A 19,335-nucleotide genomic window follows, 5' to 3' on the forward strand; every position below is an offset into this window, starting at 1 on the left:
ACTTATATTAATTTGAAATTTTTTGACGTATCACCTTTGCACGATAGCTGTCGCGATCGGTATCTGTCAAATTTTCACTACCTAAGTATTTAGAGAGGAAGTTTGGTCTAGTTATAGCAACAAGCTCATTAAAAGTATCTTTACCCCAGAATGGTAATATTTCTAAATCTACACCTAATTGAATATCACTAAGCTTACTAAGTGCCTCTTTACCGCTTACACGTCGTGCATATTGTAAAACTCCATAGGATCGCCAAAGTATATCTTCCAAACCTTCTTTATCATTGTGTAATAAAGATTGCCGGGACTTTCGTTCTTCTGCAATAATTCCTTCTACGATTTTAATCAATTGCTCAATAGTTGCTTCTTCACTAATCCCCATCGTTCGTTGATTAGAAATCTGGTAAATACAACCTAAAGCTTCGGAACCTTCCCCATACAAACCTCGTACAGAGTAACCTAATTGTATTATGTTACGAATGAGTCTCGTAATACGACCAGATAACGTCAATGCGGGTAAGTGTAACATAACAGAGGCCCGTAAACCTGTACCCACATTAGTGGGGCAAGCAGTTAAATAACCAAATCGCTCATCAAAGGCATAAGGGTATTTTGCTTCGATAGCTTTATCAATTTGAACTGCATGATTATAAGCTTGTTGCAATTTAAGTCCTGAAGCCATAGATTGAATACGTAAATGATCTTCTTCATTTATCATAATTGCGATAGAAGCATCATCAGATACGATCAAATTACGATACGGTAATTGTTCCTCTAAAGCAGGACTCATTAAATGTTTTTCAACTAAGACAGCACGTTCACGTTGACTTAATTGCTCAAGGCTAATATTTGTATATTGATGCTCATCAGCCTTTTTTAATATTGGCAATAGGCCTCGAGAGATTGTATTCACTTTTTCTAAGGAAACTATATCTTCACGATTCGTAAACAATATATCATCAAAATTTCTCGCCAATCGTATACGACTTGAAATTACAATGTGGTCAGTCGCCTCTGTATCCTGACACAGCCACTGACTTAGCGGAGAGTCCAATATAGTATCTAACATAAGAACCTCCTATTCGTTATCACCATCGATGATAACTTCTAGATTTTTAATTTTATCTCTTAAAATTGCGGCTTCTTCAAAGTTTTCAGCTTGAATAGCTGTATCTAATTGACGGCGCAATTGCTTTACTTCATACTTTGCTTTAAATACATTAGTACCACGACTAGGTATAGCCCCTTCATACTCAGAACTACCTTGTATTCGTTCTAATAATGGATTTATTTCACTATTAAAAGTCTCATAACATTGACCACAGCCAAACTTACCTACCCGATTGAATTCATCATAAGTAATACCACACTGAGGGCATCTCTTAGATTGATGAGCTTTTAATAAGTTATCTGGATACACCATATTCTTAAAAAAATCATTAGTAAAAAAGTTATTATCCCACATATCATTCATAAAAGAACTATAAGGAGATAATTTCCCAGCTTGTTGTAACTCGGTGGCACAAGCACTGCAAAGATGTTGCTCAGTCTTTTGATTATTTATGATATTAGTCATATGGATAGTAGCTTCATTTTTATGGCAATGATCACATAACACAAATCATCACTCCTTCCGTAAAGTGTCCACCATTGATGCATATAATTGACGAACAGCATCATTACGTTCTTCTACGTCTACATTTTCAATTAATGTAGCAAAAGAATTATGCATCAATTGAGCTTCACGACGGGTAATCTTTTCAGATTGTAATAATTGAAATAATGATTGATCTACATCTCGCATATCAATTAATCGTTCTACCGTATTTGGACCTTCATAAATCCGATAAGTTGTAACAGCAGGTAAAGAATCTGAACTTTCTGGGTTAATTTTTTTGATTCGAATATATCCACCCAAGCCACGTCTTGACTCAACATCAAAACCGCGCTCATTAGAAAAACGCGTACTTAACACGTAACTAATTTGGGATGGCGCACAATCTAATTCATCAGCCAATTCATTACGCTTTAAAATTAGCTTTTCTTGTTCTTCACGCATACGGTCTAATATAAATTTTTCTATTTTATCAGCTATCATACTCATAAAAAACACCCCTTTAAAGTTTATTTACTATAGTTTTGACTATTTGTTCTTTAGCATAACTTTATTATATTTGACTTTTTAACCTTAGTCAACATAAAAGTCAAATTTCATAAAAATAACGTTTGACTTTTAATGTATTCTCATATAATTGGACTTAATGCTTAAATCTATGTATAATAAATGAGATATTATTTTCTGAAGGAAGGTGTTGTTATGGCAGAAGCATTAGGACAAGAACTGTTAATTGATTTATATTCCTGCGATGAAGACGCAATTTCATCCGCTACAGCTGTACAGGAAAGTGTAGCAACCGCATTTGACTTAGCTGAACTTGATGTAGATGAAATCAGTTGTCAGGTTATGGATGAGGAAATCGCCCTTCTTTCTGTCGCACCAGGTTTTCACTTTACATTGCACACATATCCTGCACTTGGTTATGTAGCAGTTGATTTGTATTCCTTCGAGCAAACATTACCGCTTACGTTAATTATGAAAGCCTTACGTAAATCTTTTAGAGCTGAAAAAGTAAAGGCAACAAGTGTGCAACGTGGCGACTTTGGTAACGAACGTGATATGAAGCCACGTCGCAAAACTAAGATTACTACACTTGGTCGTGTTTCTCGTACACGTATCCAACTCAAACAAACAGGAGGCAAGTTGAAAAAACAAAGTGCTAAGGTTATCAAAACATTAGCTAAAAAGAGTGGCCTAAAAAAATAACATAAAATGAAAATGCAAAAAAGCTAGAGGATTTCCTCTAGCTTTTTATTTGGGTTGATATGTAATTCTATTTATATAGCTTATCTACGAACCATCATTTCTTCAAGATTGAGAACATCAGCAATTTCATCAACATCATCACAGATATATTCAGCATCCGCTTCTTTTAACTCAGATTCTGTACCGTAACCATAGGTAACACCGATGGAGATACAGCCAAGTTCATTAGCTGCTTCTACATCGTACTTACGATCTCCAACCATGAATGTCAATCGACGACCATTTTCATCAGTTAATGGGTTACCACATAGCGTGAGAGCTTTTTCAAGAATTTCTTTTTTGTGTAACAATCCCGCTTCGTAATTAGCACCAACAATAACATCAAAGTATGGTGTCAATTCAAAGTGATCAAGAATATCTTTAGCATAATGCTCTGGTTTTGCAGTAGCTACAGCTATAGTATATTGTTCAGTTTTGCATTTAGCCAATAAGTCTACAATATTCGGATATACTTTATTTTCAAATTTACCAATGGTACCATAACGTTCACGGAATTTAAAGTATGTTTCTTCCGCTTGCTCAAAGGTCAAACCACAATATTCTTGGAAAGCATCTACCAATGGTGGTCCTAAGAACAATTGTAATGTTTCTTCATCAGGTACAGTATAACCGAAATGTTCCAATGCAAATTTAATGCTTTTAAGAATACCTTCTTGAGAGTCAGTTAAGGTTCCATCTAAATCAAATAATATCGTTTTCTTCATATTATTTCTTTAAAGCCTCTTTCAATGTATGCCATGCAAGAACTGCACATTTCACACGTGCTGGCATATTAGAAATATTTTTTAATGCCATAGCATCTTCCAATTCTTCTAACTCATTTTCATCGGTAATTTCTTTTTTAATCATACCTAAGAAAATTTCTACCAAACGAAGCGCTTCTTCAACAGATTTGCCTTTAATGATATCAATCATCATAGATGCAGATGCTTGGCTAATAGCACAACCAGAACCTGTATATGCAGCATCTTTAATGATACCATCTACTACATTGAGTTGTAATGTTAGATCATCACCACAACTAGGGTTATGTCCATGTTCAGAATTTGTAAATTCAGATAATTCATGCTTATTACGTTTATCTTGGTTATGTTCCAAAATAAGTTCCGTATATAATTGATCCATTTCCATTAGTGGTAACTCTCCTAATCTTTAAAACCCATTACTGAACGAACAGTCTTTAATACTTCAAGGAATGCGTCTAAATCTTCCTTGCGAGTGTATAAGTACATACTTAAACGAGTAGATGCAGATACATTGTAGAACGCACCTAATGGTTGTGCACAATGGTGACCGGAACGAACGCAGATTCCCTTAGAATCCAAAATCGTAGCTACGTCATGAGGATGTACCTCATCTACAGTGAACGCAATAACGCCATGTTTTTCCTTAGGATTTTGAGAACCAATAACATGGACATGTGGCAATTCAACAATCTTAGGAAGAATATAAGCTACTAACTCCTCTTCATAGGCTTCTATAGCATCCATTCCAAAGGATTCCAAATAATCAATAGCTGCATGCAAGGAAACAGCACCATCAGCATTTGGAGTACCTGCCTCAAACTTATATGGAAGCTCATTGAATGTAGCAGTTTGTTCTTTTACATACTCAATCATATCGCCACCCAATAGGAATGGAGGCATAGTTTCTAATAAATCACGTTTACCGTATAGTACACCAATCCCTTGAGATGCACACATTTTATGGCCAGAGAATACGAAGAAATCGCAATCCAATGCTTGTACGTCAATTTTTTTATGAGGTGTAGATTGAGCACCGTCTAGAACAACAATAGCACCTACAGAGTGAGCCTTCTCAGTTAATTCTTTTACTGGGAATTCCATACCAAGCACGTTACTAACATGAGCGAAAGCAACAATTTTAGTCTTTTCATCAATTTTATTGATTTCACCATCTTTTAAGTGCCCATGTTCATCAAGATACATGTATTCTAAGGTTGCCCCCGTCTGTTCTGCCACATATTGCCATGTTACAAGATTCGCATGATGTTCAGCAACAGTAATGACAATCTTGTCACCTTTTTTCACATTATGAAGGCCATAGCTGTGGGCAATCAAGTTCATTGACTCCGTACTATTACGTGTAAATATAACCTCTTCGCGTTCACGAGCATTGATAAATTCAACTACGCGATCCCGTGCATTTTCATAGTCTTCAGATGCTTCAATGGCTAAAATATGAGAACCACGATGTGGGTTACCATTACGTTGTGTCATATGTTCCACAACACGGTCAATTACGGACTGTGGAATTTGAGCAGTAGCACCGCTATCTAAATAGATAACACGATGCCCATTATGCTCTTTATGTAATATAGGAAAGTCTTTGTATGCTTCTGCAATTGGTCTCATAAAAACGCCTCTTTAAATTTTATTACGTACAGCTGCTAACGCTGCTTCTTCAATCGTTTCATCACCAATGCGATCAATAATAGGTCGAATCATAGATTCAACAATGATATGTTTTGCCTCTACCTCACTAAAGCCACGGCTCATGATATAGAACAATTTATTATGATCAATTTGGCCTGCACTTGCTGCATGATTACCAACTACATTATCTTCTTTACACAATAAAAGTGGTAACGAAACAGATTTTACAGTTGGATCTAACAATAAGCAAGTATCTTCTTCCGCACCTTCAGAAGCTGTTGCTCCATTAAGAAAATCAAGGGTCCCTCTGAAGGATTTTTTAGAATTGCCACTAAGAGCACCTAAGGTATGAATATCACTAAATGATTTTTTACCACCATGACTCATAACCATAGAAATATCAAATTTTTGCTCTTTATTACCAAGATAAGCAATGTCATGAACCATACGGGATTCTTGACCTACTAAATCATGATAGTAATTCAAGATGTTTTCACTGCCACCAATTTCAATATTGATGTATTCTACATCTGCTTTTTCTTCTAATTTAGTGTATCGATGCTCGATATGTTGTACATGTTCAGGCAAAAGATTTACCTTTTTTACTACAACCTTACCAGCTTCTTTCACATCGTATTCGTTTAAATAGCTAACATTTGTCAATGCATCGCCAGAACCAGTTACATAGAATTGTACTTCTAGCTCAGCACCTTCACCAACGATAAATTGGAAACGGTTTGCCACACGAGCATTAGCATCAATGCGGATGCCTACAACTTCTTTCGCCTTAGGAGGCACATTGATAGCATAGCCTTCCGCTTTTTCAACTAATACTTGAACAGCTTCTTTATTAGCACCTTCATAATTACCATCTAGTAATGCTGTACCAACAGGTAATGGTGAAAGTATATCTTTATTCGCTTCCACAGCGATGGATTGTACCGCTGTATCTTCTCCAGCTAGAGAGCTTACAGTATGATTAACGCGCAACCATCTGAATGTCGGTCTAGGGAGTTCATTAAATAGTAATTCGCTCATAATTCCTCCTTAACCGATAGAACCTTCTAATTCAAGATTGATTAGATTATTCATTTCTACTGCATATTCAAGTGGCAATTCTTTAGATATTGGCTCTACAAAGCCACGAACAAGCATCGCACGAGCTTCTTCTTCACTAATACCACGAGTCATAAGATAGAAAATTGCCTCGTCGGAAATACGACCGATTTTAGCTTCATGACCTAAATCCACATTGTCATTTTCTACGATAATAGCTGGGATTGTATCAGATTGAGACTCAGCATCAAGCATCAAGGATTCACAAGAAACGGTTGCTTTGGAATGTTCAGCTTTAGGGCCAATCTTCAAAAGGCCACGATAAATTGCAGCGCCACCGGATTTAGAAATGGATTTAGAGTTTACATTACTTGTTGTATATGGTGCATTATGTACCACTTTACAGCCTGTATCGAGGAATTGTCCTTCACCAGCGAATGTTACACCTGTAAATTCAGCATGTGCACCTTCACCGTTGAGAATACTCATTGGATACAAACAAGAAACTTTGGAGCCAAAGGAACCAGATACCCACTCAATTGTGCCATTTTTACCTACTACACAACGTTTTGTGTTAAGGTTGTACATGTTTTTAGACCAGTTTTCAATTGTAGAATAACGCAATGTAGCATTATCTTTAACGAACAGTTCAACAGCGCCTGCATGAAGGTTAGACACATCATACTTAGGAGCAGAACAACCTTCGATAAAGTGCAATTTAGCCCCTTCTTCTACGATAATCATCGTATGTTCAAACTGACCAGCACCTGGTGCATTCAAACGGAAATAAGATTGCAATGGAATCTCTACTTGTACACCTGCAGGAACGTATACGAAGGAACCACCAGACCAAACGGCACCATGAAGGGCAGCCCATTTATGGTCTGTAGGCGGAATTAATGTCATCCAGTATTTTTTTACGATTTCTTCATGCTCATGTAATGCTGTTTCGATATCAGTATAGATAACACCTTGCTTAACAAGATCTTCTTGAATACTGTGGTAAACAACCTCAGAATCATATTGAGCACCAACACCAGCTAGAGATGTTTTTTCCGCTTCTGGAATACCTAAGCGGTCAAAAGTACTTTTAATTTCTTCTGGAACTTCATCCCAGTTTTCTTTCATATCTACTTTAGGCTTAACATACGTATGAATATTTGCCATATCCAAGCCTGAGATATCAGGAATCCAATTTGGAATGCCCATACGATTATAGATTTCCAAAGATTTTAAACGGAAATCGAGCATCCATTCTGGTTCATTTTTATTAGACCAAATCTCACGGATAATATCTTCTGTTAAACCGGCATCAGAGATATAAGAATATTCAAATTCGTTCTTTATATCATAGACGCCACGGTCCATATCCGCGACTTGGGTTTTCTTTCTTTCTTCCATTATGCCTCCTATGCTAATGCTTTGTATGCGTCATAACCTTTTTCTTCGATTTCACGTACAAGAGAAGCATCACCAGTTTTAACAATCTTGCCATTGATCAACACATGAACATAGTCTGGTTTTAGTTTTTGCAAGATTTGGTTATGATGAGTAATGATTAATACAGCATTTTCTTCGTTATGGAAACGTTGTACACCTTCAGATACGATACGAACCGCATCTACGTCAAGGCCAGAATCAGTTTCATCAAGAATAGCCAATTTAGGATTCAAAATGGACATTTGAAGAATTTCATTCTTCTTGCGTTCACCACCAGAGAAGCCTTCATTTACATAACGTTGCGCATAAGATAAATCAAAGGACAATTCATCCATTTTTTCTTTCAATTCTTTTTTGAAAGATAATGCACGTACATTTTCACCAGTAATTGTGGATTTAGCTGTACGAATGAAGTTTTCTACAGTAATACCAGGAATAGAAATTGGATTTTGGAAGGACATAAAAATACCCGCTTTTGCACGATCGTTTACTGCATCTTCCGTAATATCCTTACCATCAAAAATGATAGAACCACTATCTACTGTATATGTAGAGTTACCCATGATTGCATTAGCAAGTGTAGATTTACCAGCACCATTTGTCCCCATCACAACATGAATTTCACCTTTATTAATTGTTAAATCAATACCTTTCAAGATTTGTTTCTCTTCAACAGATACCTTTAAATCTTTTATCTGAAGTAATTCAGCCAAAATGTTCACTCCTTTTATTTGTATGTAACCATAAGAAACATACACTCGTTATATATAAAATGTATATACTGACACATATAAAAAGGCGGTACGCACTAACGTGAATACCGCCGTAATTCTCGCCAACTTAGCAAGTATGTGCATAACAATCTATACTCATTATACATTCTTATCTAAATGATAGCAAGATATTCCTACTAAAATATACAGGAATTAAAAGAATATCAAGTATTACATATATTGATAGGTTTTTATTAATATTAGTTCTCATCCTATTCGATTCTCAATATTAAATTATAGGTTTGAAAAATCAAGAGTTCCAAATAAATCATCATATGTTTCAGCACGACGAATTTGTGTAACAGAGCCATCTTTATGTAGCAATAACTCTGCAGAACGTAATTTACCATTATAATTGAAACCCATAGAATGTCCATGTGCACCAGCATCGTGAATGATGACACGATCTCCAATATCAATTTTTGGCAGCTCTCGTTGAATAGCAAATTTATCATTATTTTCACATAAGGAGCCTGTTACATCATATATATGATCCTTGGGAGCATTTTCTTTCCCCATTACGGTAATGTGATGATAAGAGCCATACAACGCCGGACGCATAAGATTTGCCATACAAGCATCTAAACCGATGTAATGACGATAAATATCTTTTTTATGAATAGCAGTAGAAACAAGGTAACCAAATGGACCTGTTACCATACGCCCACATTCATAAGCCAATGCTACATCATTAAGTCCATTAGCTACTAAAATCCGATTATACGCTTCTTCTACACCCTTGCTTAATACGCGGAAGTCTACTGGTGTTTGTTCTGGTTTATAAGCTACACCTACACCTCCACCTAAATCAATAAATTCAACAGTGATACCAAGTTCTTTCTTAATATCTACAGCAAGATTAAAGCAAAGCTCTGCTGTACCAACTAAACCGTCAATATCAAGTTCGTTAGAAACAACCATTGTATGAATACCAAAGTGTTTTACACCTTTAGCTTGTAATTGTTTGTACGCTTCAAATATTTGTTCGCGTGTCATACCATATTTAGCTTCTTCAGGAAGGCCAATAATTGTATTGCCCCCTTCTTTTAAAGAACCCGGATTATAACGCACGCAGAATGTATCTGGCAAAGAGCCGTGATTATTTTCTAAATATTCTATATGCGTAATATCATCAAGATTGATGATTGCACCCATTTCAAGTGCTTTTTTATACTCCACATATGGTGTGTCATTAGATGTGAACATAATATCATGTCCCGTAATACCCACCTTTTCACATAAAATTAATTCCGCTAAGGAAGAGCAATCTGCACCAACTCCAAGTTTTTGTAATAAACGCATGATATATGGATTTGGAGTTGCTTTAACTGCAAAATATTGCTTGAATCCCTTATTCCAAGAGAATGCATTGATGAAAGATTTCATATTCTCAATAATTCCTTCTTCATCATAAATATGGAATGGAGTTGGATACTGAGCAATAATATTTTCTAATTGTTCTGACGTGAATGGAACTGTTTTTTTGTTCATGATAACCTTTCTACATAAATAAAAGACTCATCAGCCGATGAGTCTTTTATTCTAATTTCCTAATTATTTAAATAAAGCTTTATCTAAACTAAAGCGACCAGCACCAGCAAAGAATAACATAAGTGCACCAAACCCTAATTGAGATGGGTAGTCCCAGCTAAAGAAACTACCATTCAAACTCACAATAGTCGCAGTTGCTAAAGTACCTACAACTAGAATAGCACCAATACGTGTAAATAATCCTACTGCAATGAGAATACCACCAATCATTTCTGCAAGTGCTGCCATAGTGCCTAGCATCTCATAACCACCGGATACACCTAAAGGTGCTAACATAGTCCCTACTTTGTAGAGCCCTTCAGCTCCGCTAAGCCATTTTAAATAACCATGATAAAACATGGAAATGCCCAATGCAAGGCGATAAATCAATAAGCCAAAGTTTACATAATTAGGTTTACTTTTAAAAATAAAGTTCAACATAGTGTCCTTCTTTCAATTCAAATATAGCAAATCGAATAAATTCGATACATTAATTATACTATTAGAGAATAACTATGTCAATAAGACTCACTATTAAATTCTATAGAATTATATCATACATTGTATACAAAATCAATTTTATCGATGTAATCAACATAATATAGTCAGCTTAAATACAATCATAGTTTTTTTGAAATTTGAAATTTAAAATATTACACCCTTACAATAGATTAATTTATCAGTAAAAAATAATCCTAATGAATATGAAAAAATGTAATTCACAATTCATTAGGATTATTATATTTCTTATAAAATTAATTCTAAGCAGCTGATTACATCATACCGCCCATACCACCCATTGGAGGCATTGCAGGAACTGCTGCATTTTCATCTACCTTATCAGCTACGATTGTTTCAGTAGTTAATACAAGAGATGCGATAGATGCGGCATTTTGAAGGGCAGAACGAGTAACTTTTGCAGGGTCAACAATACCAGCTTTAACCATATCGATGTATTCTTCAGTCAAGGCATTGAAACCTACACCAGCTTCAGTATTTTTAACTTTTTCTACTACTACAGAACCTTCGAGACCAGCGTTGTATGCAATTTGACGAAGTGGTTCTTCTACAGCGCGTTTTACAAGGTTAATACCAGTTTGAACATCACCAGTAGCTTTCAATGTATTCAATGCAGGGATGATATCGATGAATGTAGTACCACCACCAGCTACGATACCTTCTTCGACAGCTGCACGGGTTGCGTTCAATGCGTCTTCAATGCGAAGTTTCTTATCTTTCATTTCAACTTCTGTAGCAGCACCTACTTCGATAACTGCAACACCACCGGACAATTTAGCTAGACGTTCTTGTAATTTTTCACGGTCGAAATCAGAAGTAGTTTCTTCAACTTGTACACGGATTTGGTTAACGCGTTTAGTAATTACATCTTTATCACCTGCGCCATCAATGATTGTAGTTTCATCTTTAGTGATGCGAACTTGACGAGCTGTACCAAGATCTTCAAGTTCTACAGAATCAAGCTTACGGCCCATATCTTCAGTGATTACCGTACCGCCAGTTAAGATAGCAATATCTTCAAGCATAGCTTTACGACGATCACCGAAGCCAGGAGCTTTAACAGCTACAGCTTTGAATGTACCACGCAAACGGTTTACTACTAATGTAGCCAACGCTTCCCCTTCTACATCTTCAGCGATAATAAGAAGTTCTTTGCCTACTTTTACTACTTTTTCAAGTGTTGGCAACATATCTGCGATAGCACTGATTTTACGATCAGTGATCAAGATATATGGGTTATCCATAACGGCTTCCATACGATCAGGGTCAGTTACCATATAAGGGGAAATGTAACCACGATCAAATTGCATACCTTCTACTACATTTAATGCAGTTTGCAAACCTTTGGATTCTTCAACAGTAATAACACCGTCATTACCAACCTTTTCCATAGCTTCAGCAATCAAACCACCGATTTCTTCGTCAGCAGCAGATACACTTGCAACTTGAGCAATTTCAGCTTTACCAGAAACTTTAATAGAGCGTTTTTTGATTTCTTCAACTAAAGTTTTTACTGCTGTTTCAATGCCTTTTTTCAAAATCATTGGGTTTGCACCGGCTGCTACATTGCGCATACCTTCTTGAATCATAGCTTGCGCCAATACTGTTGCGGTAGTAGTACCATCACCTGCTACGTCGTTAGTTTTAGTAGCAACTTCTTTTACTAATTGAGCACCCATGTTTTCAAATGGATCTGGAAGTTCAATATCGCGAGCAATGGTTACACCATCATTTGTAATTGTTGGGGAACCAAATTTTTTATCCAACACAACATTACGACCTTTTGGACCTAATGTAACTTTTACAGCATTTGCTAATTGATCGACGCCACGGCCTAAAGCGCGACGAGCTTCTTCATTAAACAAGATTTCTTTTGCCATATGTATTACCTCCTAAATAGTAACACTATCCAATGTAACGAAATATATGTGCCTTTAGGCAATATAGAATGTATCATCAGTTTTTATAGTCATATAGACTATAAATCAGCGATTATAATACTGCTAAAATATCGCGTTCGCTAATAATCAAATGAGTAGCGCCATCGATTTCTAATTCGCTACCAGCATATTTTGCAAACATAACAGTGTCGCCAACTTTAACTTCTGGAGCTACACGTTGACCATTGTCATATACTTTACCAGCACCTACAGCTACAACTACACCTTCTTGAGGCTTTTCTTTAGCTGTATCAGGAAGGAAGATACCACTTTTAGTTTTTTCTTCTTTTGCTTCTAGACGGATAAGAACGCGGTCAGCTAATGGTTTTAACATATAATGTCACTCCTTTTTAATAGTTAATCTCCATAATTTATTAGCACTCTAACTCATTGAGTGCTAATCACAAGTATTATTATAACCGAAGTTAAAATAATTGCAAGTACTAATTTTGATTTTTTGACTTTTTAGATGTTATTTGACTTATTAGACTGTTTAATAATGAGATTACATGTTTCTATAATAGATATTTGTTTATTCATACTTAAGGTGCGAATGCGATTATACGCTTCCGCTTCAGATATAGAATATAGTTCCATTAATATACCAGTTCCCTTTTGAATGATTTTACGATCTTCTAATGACTGTTCTAGCTCAGCCATCTTTTCGCGCAACTGAGCATCACTTTTATAGCGGCCTAAAGCCATCTCTAAGGAAGGAACTAACTGCTCCTCCCGTACTGGTTTAATTAAATAGCCATATACACCAGAATCTCGAGCCTTATCGATTAAATCTTGCTGGCTATAACTTGTTAATAATACTACAGGTGCTTCATGGTGAAAGCCAATTTGACGTGCCGCCTCAATACCATCTAATTCTGGCATTTTAACATCCATCAATATAATATCTGGCTTATGTTTTTTACAAAGTTCTAAAGCTTCAACACCATTTGTACCTTCTGCAACGACTTCATGACCACAAGACTCAATAATATCCCGTAAGTCCATACGTATTAGAGATTCATCATCCACGATTAAAACGCGCATTTATGCCTCCTTCTTCATATGTATCGTCACCAATACACCTGTACCAGTATTTTCTATGGATAAACTACCTTTCAACTCATGAGTAACTAAATTATTAATAATTGTTAAACCTAACCGTTTATTAGACGAAACAGAAAAATCACTAGGCAATCCTTTACCATTATCCCAAAAGATTAGTTCGATACTCCCGTTTATATCCGTTACAGTCAAATGAATTTGACCATTTCTACCGTCTAACCCATGTTCTAAGCTATTCGTAATCAATTCATTAATAATAAGAGATACATAACTTGCCATATGAGAAGAAATTAGCATATCTTCGCCACTGTAAGTAAAAGTAACCTCTTGGTCTTGTCGCACCATACTCATACGCAACAATCGACATAATTCATCGTAGATCGATCGTATACCAATATAATCCTCATCGTAATGGGAGACTATATCGTGAACTAGAGCCATACTCTCGATGCGATTAATCCCCTCTTGGAGTGCTTGTTTTACCTCTGGCAAGCTAGAGCGTCTCGCCTCCATGCGCAATAAACCTGCTACTGTTTGTAAGTTATTTTTTACACGGTGATGAACCTCTTTGATAATGGAATTTTTAACTAATAATTCTTGTTGCTGTTTACTTTCACGAGTACAATCATGAAGAACTAAAAAGCACCTCGTTTCATTGCGCCCCATAGCAATAGGAATCATATGCTGACGAATTACCATATCTTGATAGATTTCTTCATTTGTAAGTATATTTCTATCTGATAATACCTGCTGTATAGCGGACATCTTTAAGGTACTGCTAAAAATTGATGAACCAACCAAGCGACGGTCAAAGCCTAATACATCTACTAACTTCATAGCTGCATCGTTAGCATACAGTATTTTATAAGTGTCGTCGAAAATAATTAAACCATCAAAATAGGACATGGGTTCGTAAGACAATATTTGTTCATCAGTAGCTGTCAGCATAAGACGTTGCATCGTATCAGACAAAACGTATTCTTGCTCATATTGTTCTGCCTTAATAGATGGTGATAATGTAAAAGATATGCCCCCAATAATACGACCTCCGTTGTCTACGATAGGAAAGACATGTTGACGCTGCTTATCATCTAACCCGATAAGTGGCTGACCATCTTTCATCATAGTATGCCACGTATGACTGCCTTTTAATTGACGTGTAGTAATCCCTTGATCACTGCGTTCTATGCATAGCATATCTACACATTGTTGTGATCTTTCACCTTGTCCTGTCTCTAGTAGGGGTGTAAAAATCTGTATCCTTTGACGAGTTAAAGACTCGCCAAAGGATATGAGTTTACTAATATGCTCAAGTAATGAGGTTTGTAATGGTCCTAATGGTGTTCTATTTAAAATATCTTGACCAATATCCACGATTAATCCTCTTTCCAAGATACGTATCCAATTTCAACACTAGGCTTTGCATTCAATGTTAAATCGCCAAATTTACCGGCCTGCGCCATATAATAAGCTCGACATCCAATCATGGCCGCATTGTCAGTAGACAAAATTTTATGTGGTTTGTAATAAGTAAAACCTTCTTCTACACACATAGCTTCTAAAGCCTTTTGTAATCCTTTATTGGCTGATACACCACCAGCAATAGTAATACGACTTTCACCTAAAGTATGTGCGGCATCTTTCGTCTTTTCTACTAATACATCAACGATGGCCTTCTGGAATGATGCGGCCACATCAGATTGATTGATAGGTTCATTCTTTTGTTGCTTACTATTTAAATAGTTTAAAACGGCAGACTTTAAACCACTAAAGCTAAATTCAAAATTACCTGGTTCACTTAAAGCCTTTGGAAATTCAATAGCCTCTGGATTCCCTTCAGCGGCAAGGGCATCGATATGAGGGCCCCCTGGATAAGGGAATCCCATGACCCGTGCAATCTTATCAAAAGCCTCTCCAGCTGCGTCGTCACGTGTCTGTCCAAGAACATCAAATTCTTCATATCCTTTTACATGTACTAACATGGTATGACCACCAGATACAACGAGACTTAAAAACGGAGGCTCTAGTTCTGGATTAGCTAAAAAGTTAGCAAAAATATGACCTTCCATATGGTGCACTGGCACCAAGGGTATCCCTGTAGCAAAAGATAGTCCCTTTGCTGCAGCAACACCAACTAATAAAGCCCCTACAAGACCTGGCCCATACGTAACACCAATATGATTGATATCTTGTAGAGTCACATTCGCATCACGTAATGCTTGGTCTATAACGGGTATAACTTGTTCTATATGATGACGTGATGCAATTTCAGGTACAACGCCACCAAATTTTCTATGTATTGGTACTTGACTTGAAATAACATTAGACAAAACGGTGCGCCCGTCCTTAAGGACAGAAGCAGCGGTTTCATCACAGCTACTTTCCAAGGCTAATGTGTATATACTCATTCTATTTCCTCTGAAACAAGAGACATAATATAAGCATCTTCCGTAGGCTCTGAATAATAATCTTTACGAATTCCTTTTACAGAAAATCCTAAATTTCTATACATAGCCAATGCTGCTAAATTAGATATGCGCACCTCTAAGAAAATTTCTTTCATACCTCTCATAAGACATTCATCTATTAATTGCTTGGTAAGTTTTGATCCATATCCCTTACCTCGTGCGGAAGGAATAATAGCGATATTCGTGATTTGACCTTCATCGTATACAAGCCAAGCACCTGCATATCCAACAATTTTGTTCTCCTCACAAATTACCATATATAATTTATTTGATGCCCCTTCTAACTCAACGAGAACAGATTCTAAACTCCAAGGAACAGAAAAAGACTGTTGTTCAATAGCATAGATAGCTTGAGCATCATCTATTGTAGCCAAACGAATCTCCATTATTCGACTCCCCCTGCCTCAGTTACTATAACTGCAGGATTTTGGTTCAACATTTCAGGATTATCCTTATGGCGTTCTTCCCATAACACTTCTGCTTCTGACCGTCGAATATAATAAGGAACCATATCCATAGGGTCAGAACTTTCTTCAGAGACTACCAATCTACGGCCAGTCAGTAATAGAGAACTAGCTTTTGGAATACGTTGCGATATATCTAAAATCGTTAAATTTGTATCACTTTCATCTAGTAGCTTCTCTATTCGCTTAACGCCATCCCCAAGGAATACAACATGCTCTTCAGATGCTCGGAGTCGATCTAATAAATCATTAGCAGCAATGACAAAAGGTTCCTCTTTGCAGACTAGTTCATTACCATCATATTTGTAGATACCTGCATAGACATGTTTCTTCTGAGCATCAATAACGGTACAAATCGTGCGGTCTGTATAAACTACATTACGAGCTAAACTATCCATGGTCATTACGCCATATAAAGGAATTTGTAAGGCATAAGCCATAGCTTTTGCTGTCCCCATACCAATCCGTAACCCTGTAAAAGAACCAGGTCCAATGCTGACCATAATACCTTTTAATTCACTTTTTTTAACTTGAGAGGCTCGTAATAACATATCAATATGAGGTACCAACTGCTCAGAATGAGTCAATCCAGATTGAATGGTCAATTCCCCAATTAGGCAACTTTCATCCATTAAAGCCACACTCGACACGAGTGAGCTCGTCTCAATTCCCAACCACATATGGGCCTCCTATTTCTACTAAATCATCCGCTGTAAGGTAATCACTAACTAATGTAATGGATCGGTTTGTATCATCAATGCGCGTTAAATAAATCCATAGTGTTTCATCAGGCAATTCATGAGGGAATTTATCAGCCCATTCTACAATGGATACGCAATCTTCTGTATATTCATAAAAGCCAATATTTTCCAGTTCACTAATATCTTCCAAGCGATATACGTCAAAATGATATAAATGAGTTCGATTCACATCATAGGTATTCATGATGGCAAAGGTAGGACTTGTAATTTCTTCAGTAACCCCAAAGCCCTTTGCAATGCCTTGTGACAAATGTGTTTTTCCTGTCCCCAAGTCACCACTGAGTGCTATACAAAGAGGATGCCCATTATGTTTAACCCATTCGCCTAATAATTGGCCAAATTGTTGTGTATCTTCTACTGTATGAGTCTCTAATTGGACCTGAACCTTACCCTTCATGAAAATGATTATATCCTTTCGCTTCTACAGTCTTAATCGTTTTATCAGGTGTTACCATTTGAACCCGAGGAGGGCCAGATAAAACTTCTCCAATCAACGTAATGCCTGCTAGCTTTTCCAATTCCGAAAGTAGTGATTTTGGCGCTGTAAAGACTAATTGAAAGTCTTCACCACCATACAAAGCATAATCTACTGGATTAGTTTGTAAATGCTTAGCTAATGCGTAAGTCTCCTCATGGAGAGGAATTGCTTGTTCTTCGATTACAATGGATACATTACCAGCTACAGCAATTTCATTCAATTCACTTCCTAGTCCATCGCTAATATCATTCATACTATGGATACCAAGTCGTCGCAATTTTTGCCCCAATTCAATCTGTGGTTCGGGACGTTGATGCCCCACTTTGGTCATATCATAGCCTACTAAATTATATGATAACGCTCCTAAGCCTGTAGCTGCATAACCTACATAGTTTGTAACACCTACAACATCTCCTACTTTCGCACCACTTCGCATAACCGCAGTGCCTTTAGGAACCTCTCCGATAATTGTTACAGTCCAAACCATGGGGCCTTCCGTACGTACCGTATCTCCACCCAATATATTGAGTTGATATCTCATACATTGATCTTTAATTCCCCTATAAATTTCATCAAGAATGACTGTATCAACATGGTCTGGTGCGGCTACAGATAATACAATTTGTCTAGGTATACCACCCATAGCCGCAACATCACTTAAATTAGCCGTCATAAGGCGATACCCTACATCATAGGGCATCATATAGTGAAAGCTAAAATGAACACCTTCCACCATTGTGTCAGTGCTTATCAATTGCTCTGTATTTTGATCTGCTTTATAAATAGCACAATCATCACCAATACCGTACACTACGGTATTAGGATTATAAATCGTGTTATCTTGAATTTGACGAATGAAATTAAATTCCCCTACATCTTTTAATTGCATCTGATCACCTAATTTCCGATTATTACTTATTGTATTGTAACATATATAAAAGACAACAAAAATAGCAGATAGTTGATATATCAACTATCTGCTATAAATGTCCTTAAAAGAATTATTTTTTAATTAGATTCGTCATTCTCTTAACAGGTTCTTTAGTATCAAAGGAACCTACAGTTGGCACCTTTTTACCATTATTGACGAATAGAACACCATTAATATTATCAAAGGATGTCAATGTATTTACAATAGCAGCCATTTGTAACTTAACAGTTAAGTCTCCGCCATTACCCTTTACGAATGCATCATTTACTTCAACAGAAGCAATACCATCTTTTACAGTAACAGATGTAATTTCAATATCCTTAGAGAAGACTGGATATTTTTGTGCTCTATCAGCATTTAACATTGCTAAAAGAGCTGCTTTAGGCGTAACTTTATTCGCCTCTATCTCAACGGTAGTTTGTTTTACCCCAGAACCATCCTCTGTAGGAACAAAGAAGGCCATCTTAACCTTTTCTTGAGATACTTTACTTGTTTCTGCATCCTTATTGACTTTCGTCTCTTGCGTAGGTTCACTTTTACCTGTTGTAGGAGCTTGTTCATGTGTACAACCCACTACAAATGCCAGCATACCTACACAGAGAATCGATAGAACTTGTTTACGTAATTTCATCG

22 protein-coding genes are annotated in these 19,335 nt (G+C 36.6%); 1 reads left to right on the forward strand and 21 read right to left on the reverse strand.

The annotated features are described in order from the left end of the window. Positions 1 to 7: 7 nt before the first annotated feature. The 3 genes from AAA071_RS02140 to AAA071_RS02150 are packed head-to-tail and all read right to left on the reverse strand — an operon-like array spanning position 8 to position 2,104. Complete coding sequence (locus AAA071_RS02140; RefSeq protein ID WP_195213192.1) at positions 8 to 1,069, reverse strand: protein arginine kinase; 1,062 nt, start codon at positions 1,067 to 1,069, stop codon at positions 8 to 10. Between the two features lie 9 nt (positions 1,070 to 1,078). Beyond that, positions 1,079 to 1,618, reverse strand: a complete 540-nt coding sequence (locus tag AAA071_RS02145) for a UvrB/UvrC motif-containing protein (RefSeq protein WP_012864447.1) — start codon at positions 1,616 to 1,618, stop codon at positions 1,079 to 1,081. A gap of 6 nt (positions 1,619 to 1,624) precedes the next feature. Continuing rightward, the gene (locus AAA071_RS02150; RefSeq protein WP_004696020.1) at positions 1,625 to 2,104 is read right to left on the reverse strand and encodes a CtsR family transcriptional regulator; all 480 of its coding nucleotides are present in this window, start codon (positions 2,102 to 2,104) and stop codon (positions 1,625 to 1,627) included. Between the two features lie 213 nt (positions 2,105 to 2,317). On the opposite strand from AAA071_RS02150, the gene AAA071_RS02155 reads away from it, so the two are divergent. After that, entirely contained in the window at positions 2,318 to 2,824 is a 507-nt protein-coding gene (locus AAA071_RS02155; RefSeq protein ID WP_004696023.1) for an S-adenosylmethionine decarboxylase family protein, read from the forward strand. Positions 2,825 to 2,904: 80 nt separating this feature from the next. On the opposite strand, the gene AAA071_RS02160 is transcribed toward AAA071_RS02155, so the two are convergent. From AAA071_RS02160 to AAA071_RS02245, 18 genes are all read right to left on the reverse strand, one after another. Then, positions 2,905 to 3,588, reverse strand: coding sequence for an HAD hydrolase-like protein (locus tag AAA071_RS02160; RefSeq protein WP_012864448.1), 684 nt, complete (start codon positions 3,586 to 3,588; stop codon positions 2,905 to 2,907). A 1-nt stretch (position 3,589) separates the two neighbouring features. Then, positions 3,590 to 4,015, reverse strand: coding sequence for a Fe-S cluster assembly sulfur transfer protein SufU (sufU, locus tag AAA071_RS02165; RefSeq protein ID WP_195213191.1), 426 nt, complete (start codon positions 4,013 to 4,015; stop codon positions 3,590 to 3,592). A 14-nt stretch (positions 4,016 to 4,029) separates the two neighbouring features. Beyond that, positions 4,030 to 5,259 carry a SufS family cysteine desulfurase gene (locus AAA071_RS02170; RefSeq protein ID WP_195213190.1) on the reverse strand — a complete coding sequence of 410 codons (1,230 nt, stop codon included), beginning with the start codon at positions 5,257 to 5,259 and terminating at the stop codon, positions 4,030 to 4,032. A gap of 12 nt (positions 5,260 to 5,271) precedes the next feature. Beyond that, positions 5,272 to 6,318, reverse strand: coding sequence for a SufB/SufD family protein (locus AAA071_RS02175; protein WP_195213189.1), 1,047 nt, complete (start codon positions 6,316 to 6,318; stop codon positions 5,272 to 5,274). Between the two features lie 9 nt (positions 6,319 to 6,327). After that, positions 6,328 to 7,737 (reverse strand): Fe-S cluster assembly protein SufB, encoded by a 1,410-nt coding sequence (sufB, locus tag AAA071_RS02180; protein ID WP_004696034.1) that lies wholly within the window; start codon positions 7,735 to 7,737, stop codon positions 6,328 to 6,330. Between the two features lie 8 nt (positions 7,738 to 7,745). Next, positions 7,746 to 8,489 (reverse strand): Fe-S cluster assembly ATPase SufC, encoded by a 744-nt coding sequence (gene sufC / locus AAA071_RS02185; RefSeq protein ID WP_004696035.1) that lies wholly within the window; start codon positions 8,487 to 8,489, stop codon positions 7,746 to 7,748. A gap of 294 nt (positions 8,490 to 8,783) precedes the next feature. Beyond that, positions 8,784 to 10,040, reverse strand: a complete 1,257-nt coding sequence (locus tag AAA071_RS02190; protein WP_195213188.1) for a diaminopimelate decarboxylase family protein — start codon at positions 10,038 to 10,040, stop codon at positions 8,784 to 8,786. Between the two features lie 63 nt (positions 10,041 to 10,103). Next, positions 10,104 to 10,520, reverse strand: coding sequence for a DoxX family protein (locus tag AAA071_RS02195; RefSeq protein ID WP_004696040.1), 417 nt, complete (start codon positions 10,518 to 10,520; stop codon positions 10,104 to 10,106). A 332-nt stretch (positions 10,521 to 10,852) separates the two neighbouring features. Beyond that, positions 10,853 to 12,478 carry a chaperonin GroEL gene (gene groL / locus AAA071_RS02200; protein WP_195213187.1) on the reverse strand — a complete coding sequence of 542 codons (1,626 nt, stop codon included), beginning with the start codon at positions 12,476 to 12,478 and terminating at the stop codon, positions 10,853 to 10,855. 112 nt (positions 12,479 to 12,590) lie between these two features. Continuing rightward, positions 12,591 to 12,872 (reverse strand): co-chaperone GroES, encoded by a 282-nt coding sequence (gene groES, locus AAA071_RS02205; protein WP_004696047.1) that lies wholly within the window; start codon positions 12,870 to 12,872, stop codon positions 12,591 to 12,593. 131 nt (positions 12,873 to 13,003) lie between these two features. Next, a complete protein-coding gene (locus tag AAA071_RS02210) occupies positions 13,004 to 13,582 on the reverse strand; it encodes an ANTAR domain-containing response regulator (RefSeq protein WP_012864453.1) in 579 nt (192 codons plus the stop codon). Next, on the reverse strand, positions 13,583 to 14,974 hold the full coding sequence (locus tag AAA071_RS02215; protein WP_195213186.1) for a sensor histidine kinase: 1,392 nt from the start codon (positions 14,972 to 14,974) through the stop codon (positions 13,583 to 13,585). A gap of 2 nt (positions 14,975 to 14,976) precedes the next feature. Further along, complete coding sequence (gene tsaD, locus AAA071_RS02220) at positions 14,977 to 16,008, reverse strand: tRNA (adenosine(37)-N6)-threonylcarbamoyltransferase complex transferase subunit TsaD (protein ID WP_195213185.1); 1,032 nt, start codon at positions 16,006 to 16,008, stop codon at positions 14,977 to 14,979. Beyond that, entirely contained in the window at positions 16,005 to 16,454 is a 450-nt protein-coding gene (rimI, locus tag AAA071_RS02225) for a ribosomal protein S18-alanine N-acetyltransferase (RefSeq protein WP_012864456.1), read from the reverse strand. The genes tsaD and rimI overlap by 4 nt, the downstream gene beginning before the upstream one ends. Beyond that, a complete protein-coding gene (gene tsaB, locus AAA071_RS02230) occupies positions 16,454 to 17,212 on the reverse strand; it encodes a tRNA (adenosine(37)-N6)-threonylcarbamoyltransferase complex dimerization subunit type 1 TsaB (RefSeq protein ID WP_195213184.1) in 759 nt (252 codons plus the stop codon). Before tsaB ends, rimI begins: the two co-directional genes overlap by 1 nt. After that, entirely contained in the window at positions 17,196 to 17,690 is a 495-nt protein-coding gene (tsaE, locus tag AAA071_RS02235) for a tRNA (adenosine(37)-N6)-threonylcarbamoyltransferase complex ATPase subunit type 1 TsaE (RefSeq protein WP_349234014.1), read from the reverse strand. The genes tsaB and tsaE overlap by 17 nt, the downstream gene beginning before the upstream one ends. After that, on the reverse strand, positions 17,680 to 18,660 hold the full coding sequence (thiL, locus tag AAA071_RS02240) for a thiamine-phosphate kinase (RefSeq protein ID WP_221740961.1): 981 nt from the start codon (positions 18,658 to 18,660) through the stop codon (positions 17,680 to 17,682). Before thiL ends, tsaE begins: the two co-directional genes overlap by 11 nt. Before the next feature lie 112 nt (positions 18,661 to 18,772). Further along, positions 18,773 to 19,333: a GerMN domain-containing protein gene (locus AAA071_RS02245; RefSeq protein ID WP_004696063.1), complete on the reverse strand. Its 561-nt coding sequence runs from the start codon at positions 19,331 to 19,333 to the stop codon at positions 18,773 to 18,775. Positions 19,334 to 19,335 lie beyond the last annotated feature (2 nt).

Origin of the sequence: Veillonella parvula, assembly GCF_040097785.1 — a bacterium.
GTDB classification, from domain to species: Bacteria; Bacillota; Negativicutes; order Veillonellales; family Veillonellaceae; genus Veillonella; species Veillonella parvula_D.

What these genes read in the sequence shown, in the direction of transcription:
- AAA071_RS02155 (WP_004696023.1), top strand. Translation starts at nt 2,318, where the DNA reads ATGGCAGAAGCATTAGGACAAGAACTGTTAATTGATTTATATTCCTGC.
- tsaB (WP_195213184.1), bottom strand. Translation starts at nt 17,212, where the DNA reads ATGTGGTTGGGAATTGAGACGAGCTCACTCGTGTCGAGTGTGGCTTTA.
- AAA071_RS02245 (WP_004696063.1), bottom strand. Translation starts at nt 19,333, where the DNA reads ATGAAATTACGTAAACAAGTTCTATCGATTCTCTGTGTAGGTATGCTG.
- AAA071_RS02195 (WP_004696040.1), bottom strand. Translation starts at nt 10,520, where the DNA reads ATGTTGAACTTTATTTTTAAAAGTAAACCTAATTATGTAAACTTTGGC.
- thiL (WP_221740961.1), bottom strand. Translation starts at nt 18,660, where the DNA reads ATGCAATTAAAAGATGTAGGGGAATTTAATTTCATTCGTCAAATTCAA.
- groES (WP_004696047.1), bottom strand. Translation starts at nt 12,872, where the DNA reads ATGTTAAAACCATTAGCTGACCGCGTTCTTATCCGTCTAGAAGCAAAA.
- sufU (WP_195213191.1), bottom strand. Translation starts at nt 4,015, where the DNA reads ATGGAAATGGATCAATTATATACGGAACTTATTTTGGAACATAACCAA.
- AAA071_RS02140 (WP_195213192.1), bottom strand. Translation starts at nt 1,069, where the DNA reads ATGTTAGATACTATATTGGACTCTCCGCTAAGTCAGTGGCTGTGTCAG.
- AAA071_RS02175 (WP_195213189.1), bottom strand. Translation starts at nt 6,318, where the DNA reads ATGAGCGAATTACTATTTAATGAACTCCCTAGACCGACATTCAGATGG.
- rimI (WP_012864456.1), bottom strand. Translation starts at nt 16,454, where the DNA reads ATGGAGATTCGTTTGGCTACAATAGATGATGCTCAAGCTATCTATGCT.
- AAA071_RS02170 (WP_195213190.1), bottom strand. Translation starts at nt 5,259, where the DNA reads ATGAGACCAATTGCAGAAGCATACAAAGACTTTCCTATATTACATAAA.
- AAA071_RS02160 (WP_012864448.1), bottom strand. Translation starts at nt 3,588, where the DNA reads ATGAAGAAAACGATATTATTTGATTTAGATGGAACCTTAACTGACTCT.
- AAA071_RS02150 (WP_004696020.1), bottom strand. Translation starts at nt 2,104, where the DNA reads ATGAGTATGATAGCTGATAAAATAGAAAAATTTATATTAGACCGTATG.
- AAA071_RS02210 (WP_012864453.1), bottom strand. Translation starts at nt 13,582, where the DNA reads ATGCGCGTTTTAATCGTGGATGATGAATCTCTAATACGTATGGACTTA.
- AAA071_RS02190 (WP_195213188.1), bottom strand. Translation starts at nt 10,040, where the DNA reads ATGAACAAAAAAACAGTTCCATTCACGTCAGAACAATTAGAAAATATT.
- tsaE (WP_349234014.1), bottom strand. Translation starts at nt 17,690, where the DNA reads ATGAAGGGTAAGGTTCAGGTCCAATTAGAGACTCATACAGTAGAAGAT.
- groL (WP_195213187.1), bottom strand. Translation starts at nt 12,478, where the DNA reads ATGGCAAAAGAAATCTTGTTTAATGAAGAAGCTCGTCGCGCTTTAGGC.
- tsaD (WP_195213185.1), bottom strand. Translation starts at nt 16,008, where the DNA reads ATGAGTATATACACATTAGCCTTGGAAAGTAGCTGTGATGAAACCGCT.
- sufB (WP_004696034.1), bottom strand. Translation starts at nt 7,737, where the DNA reads ATGGAAGAAAGAAAGAAAACCCAAGTCGCGGATATGGACCGTGGCGTC.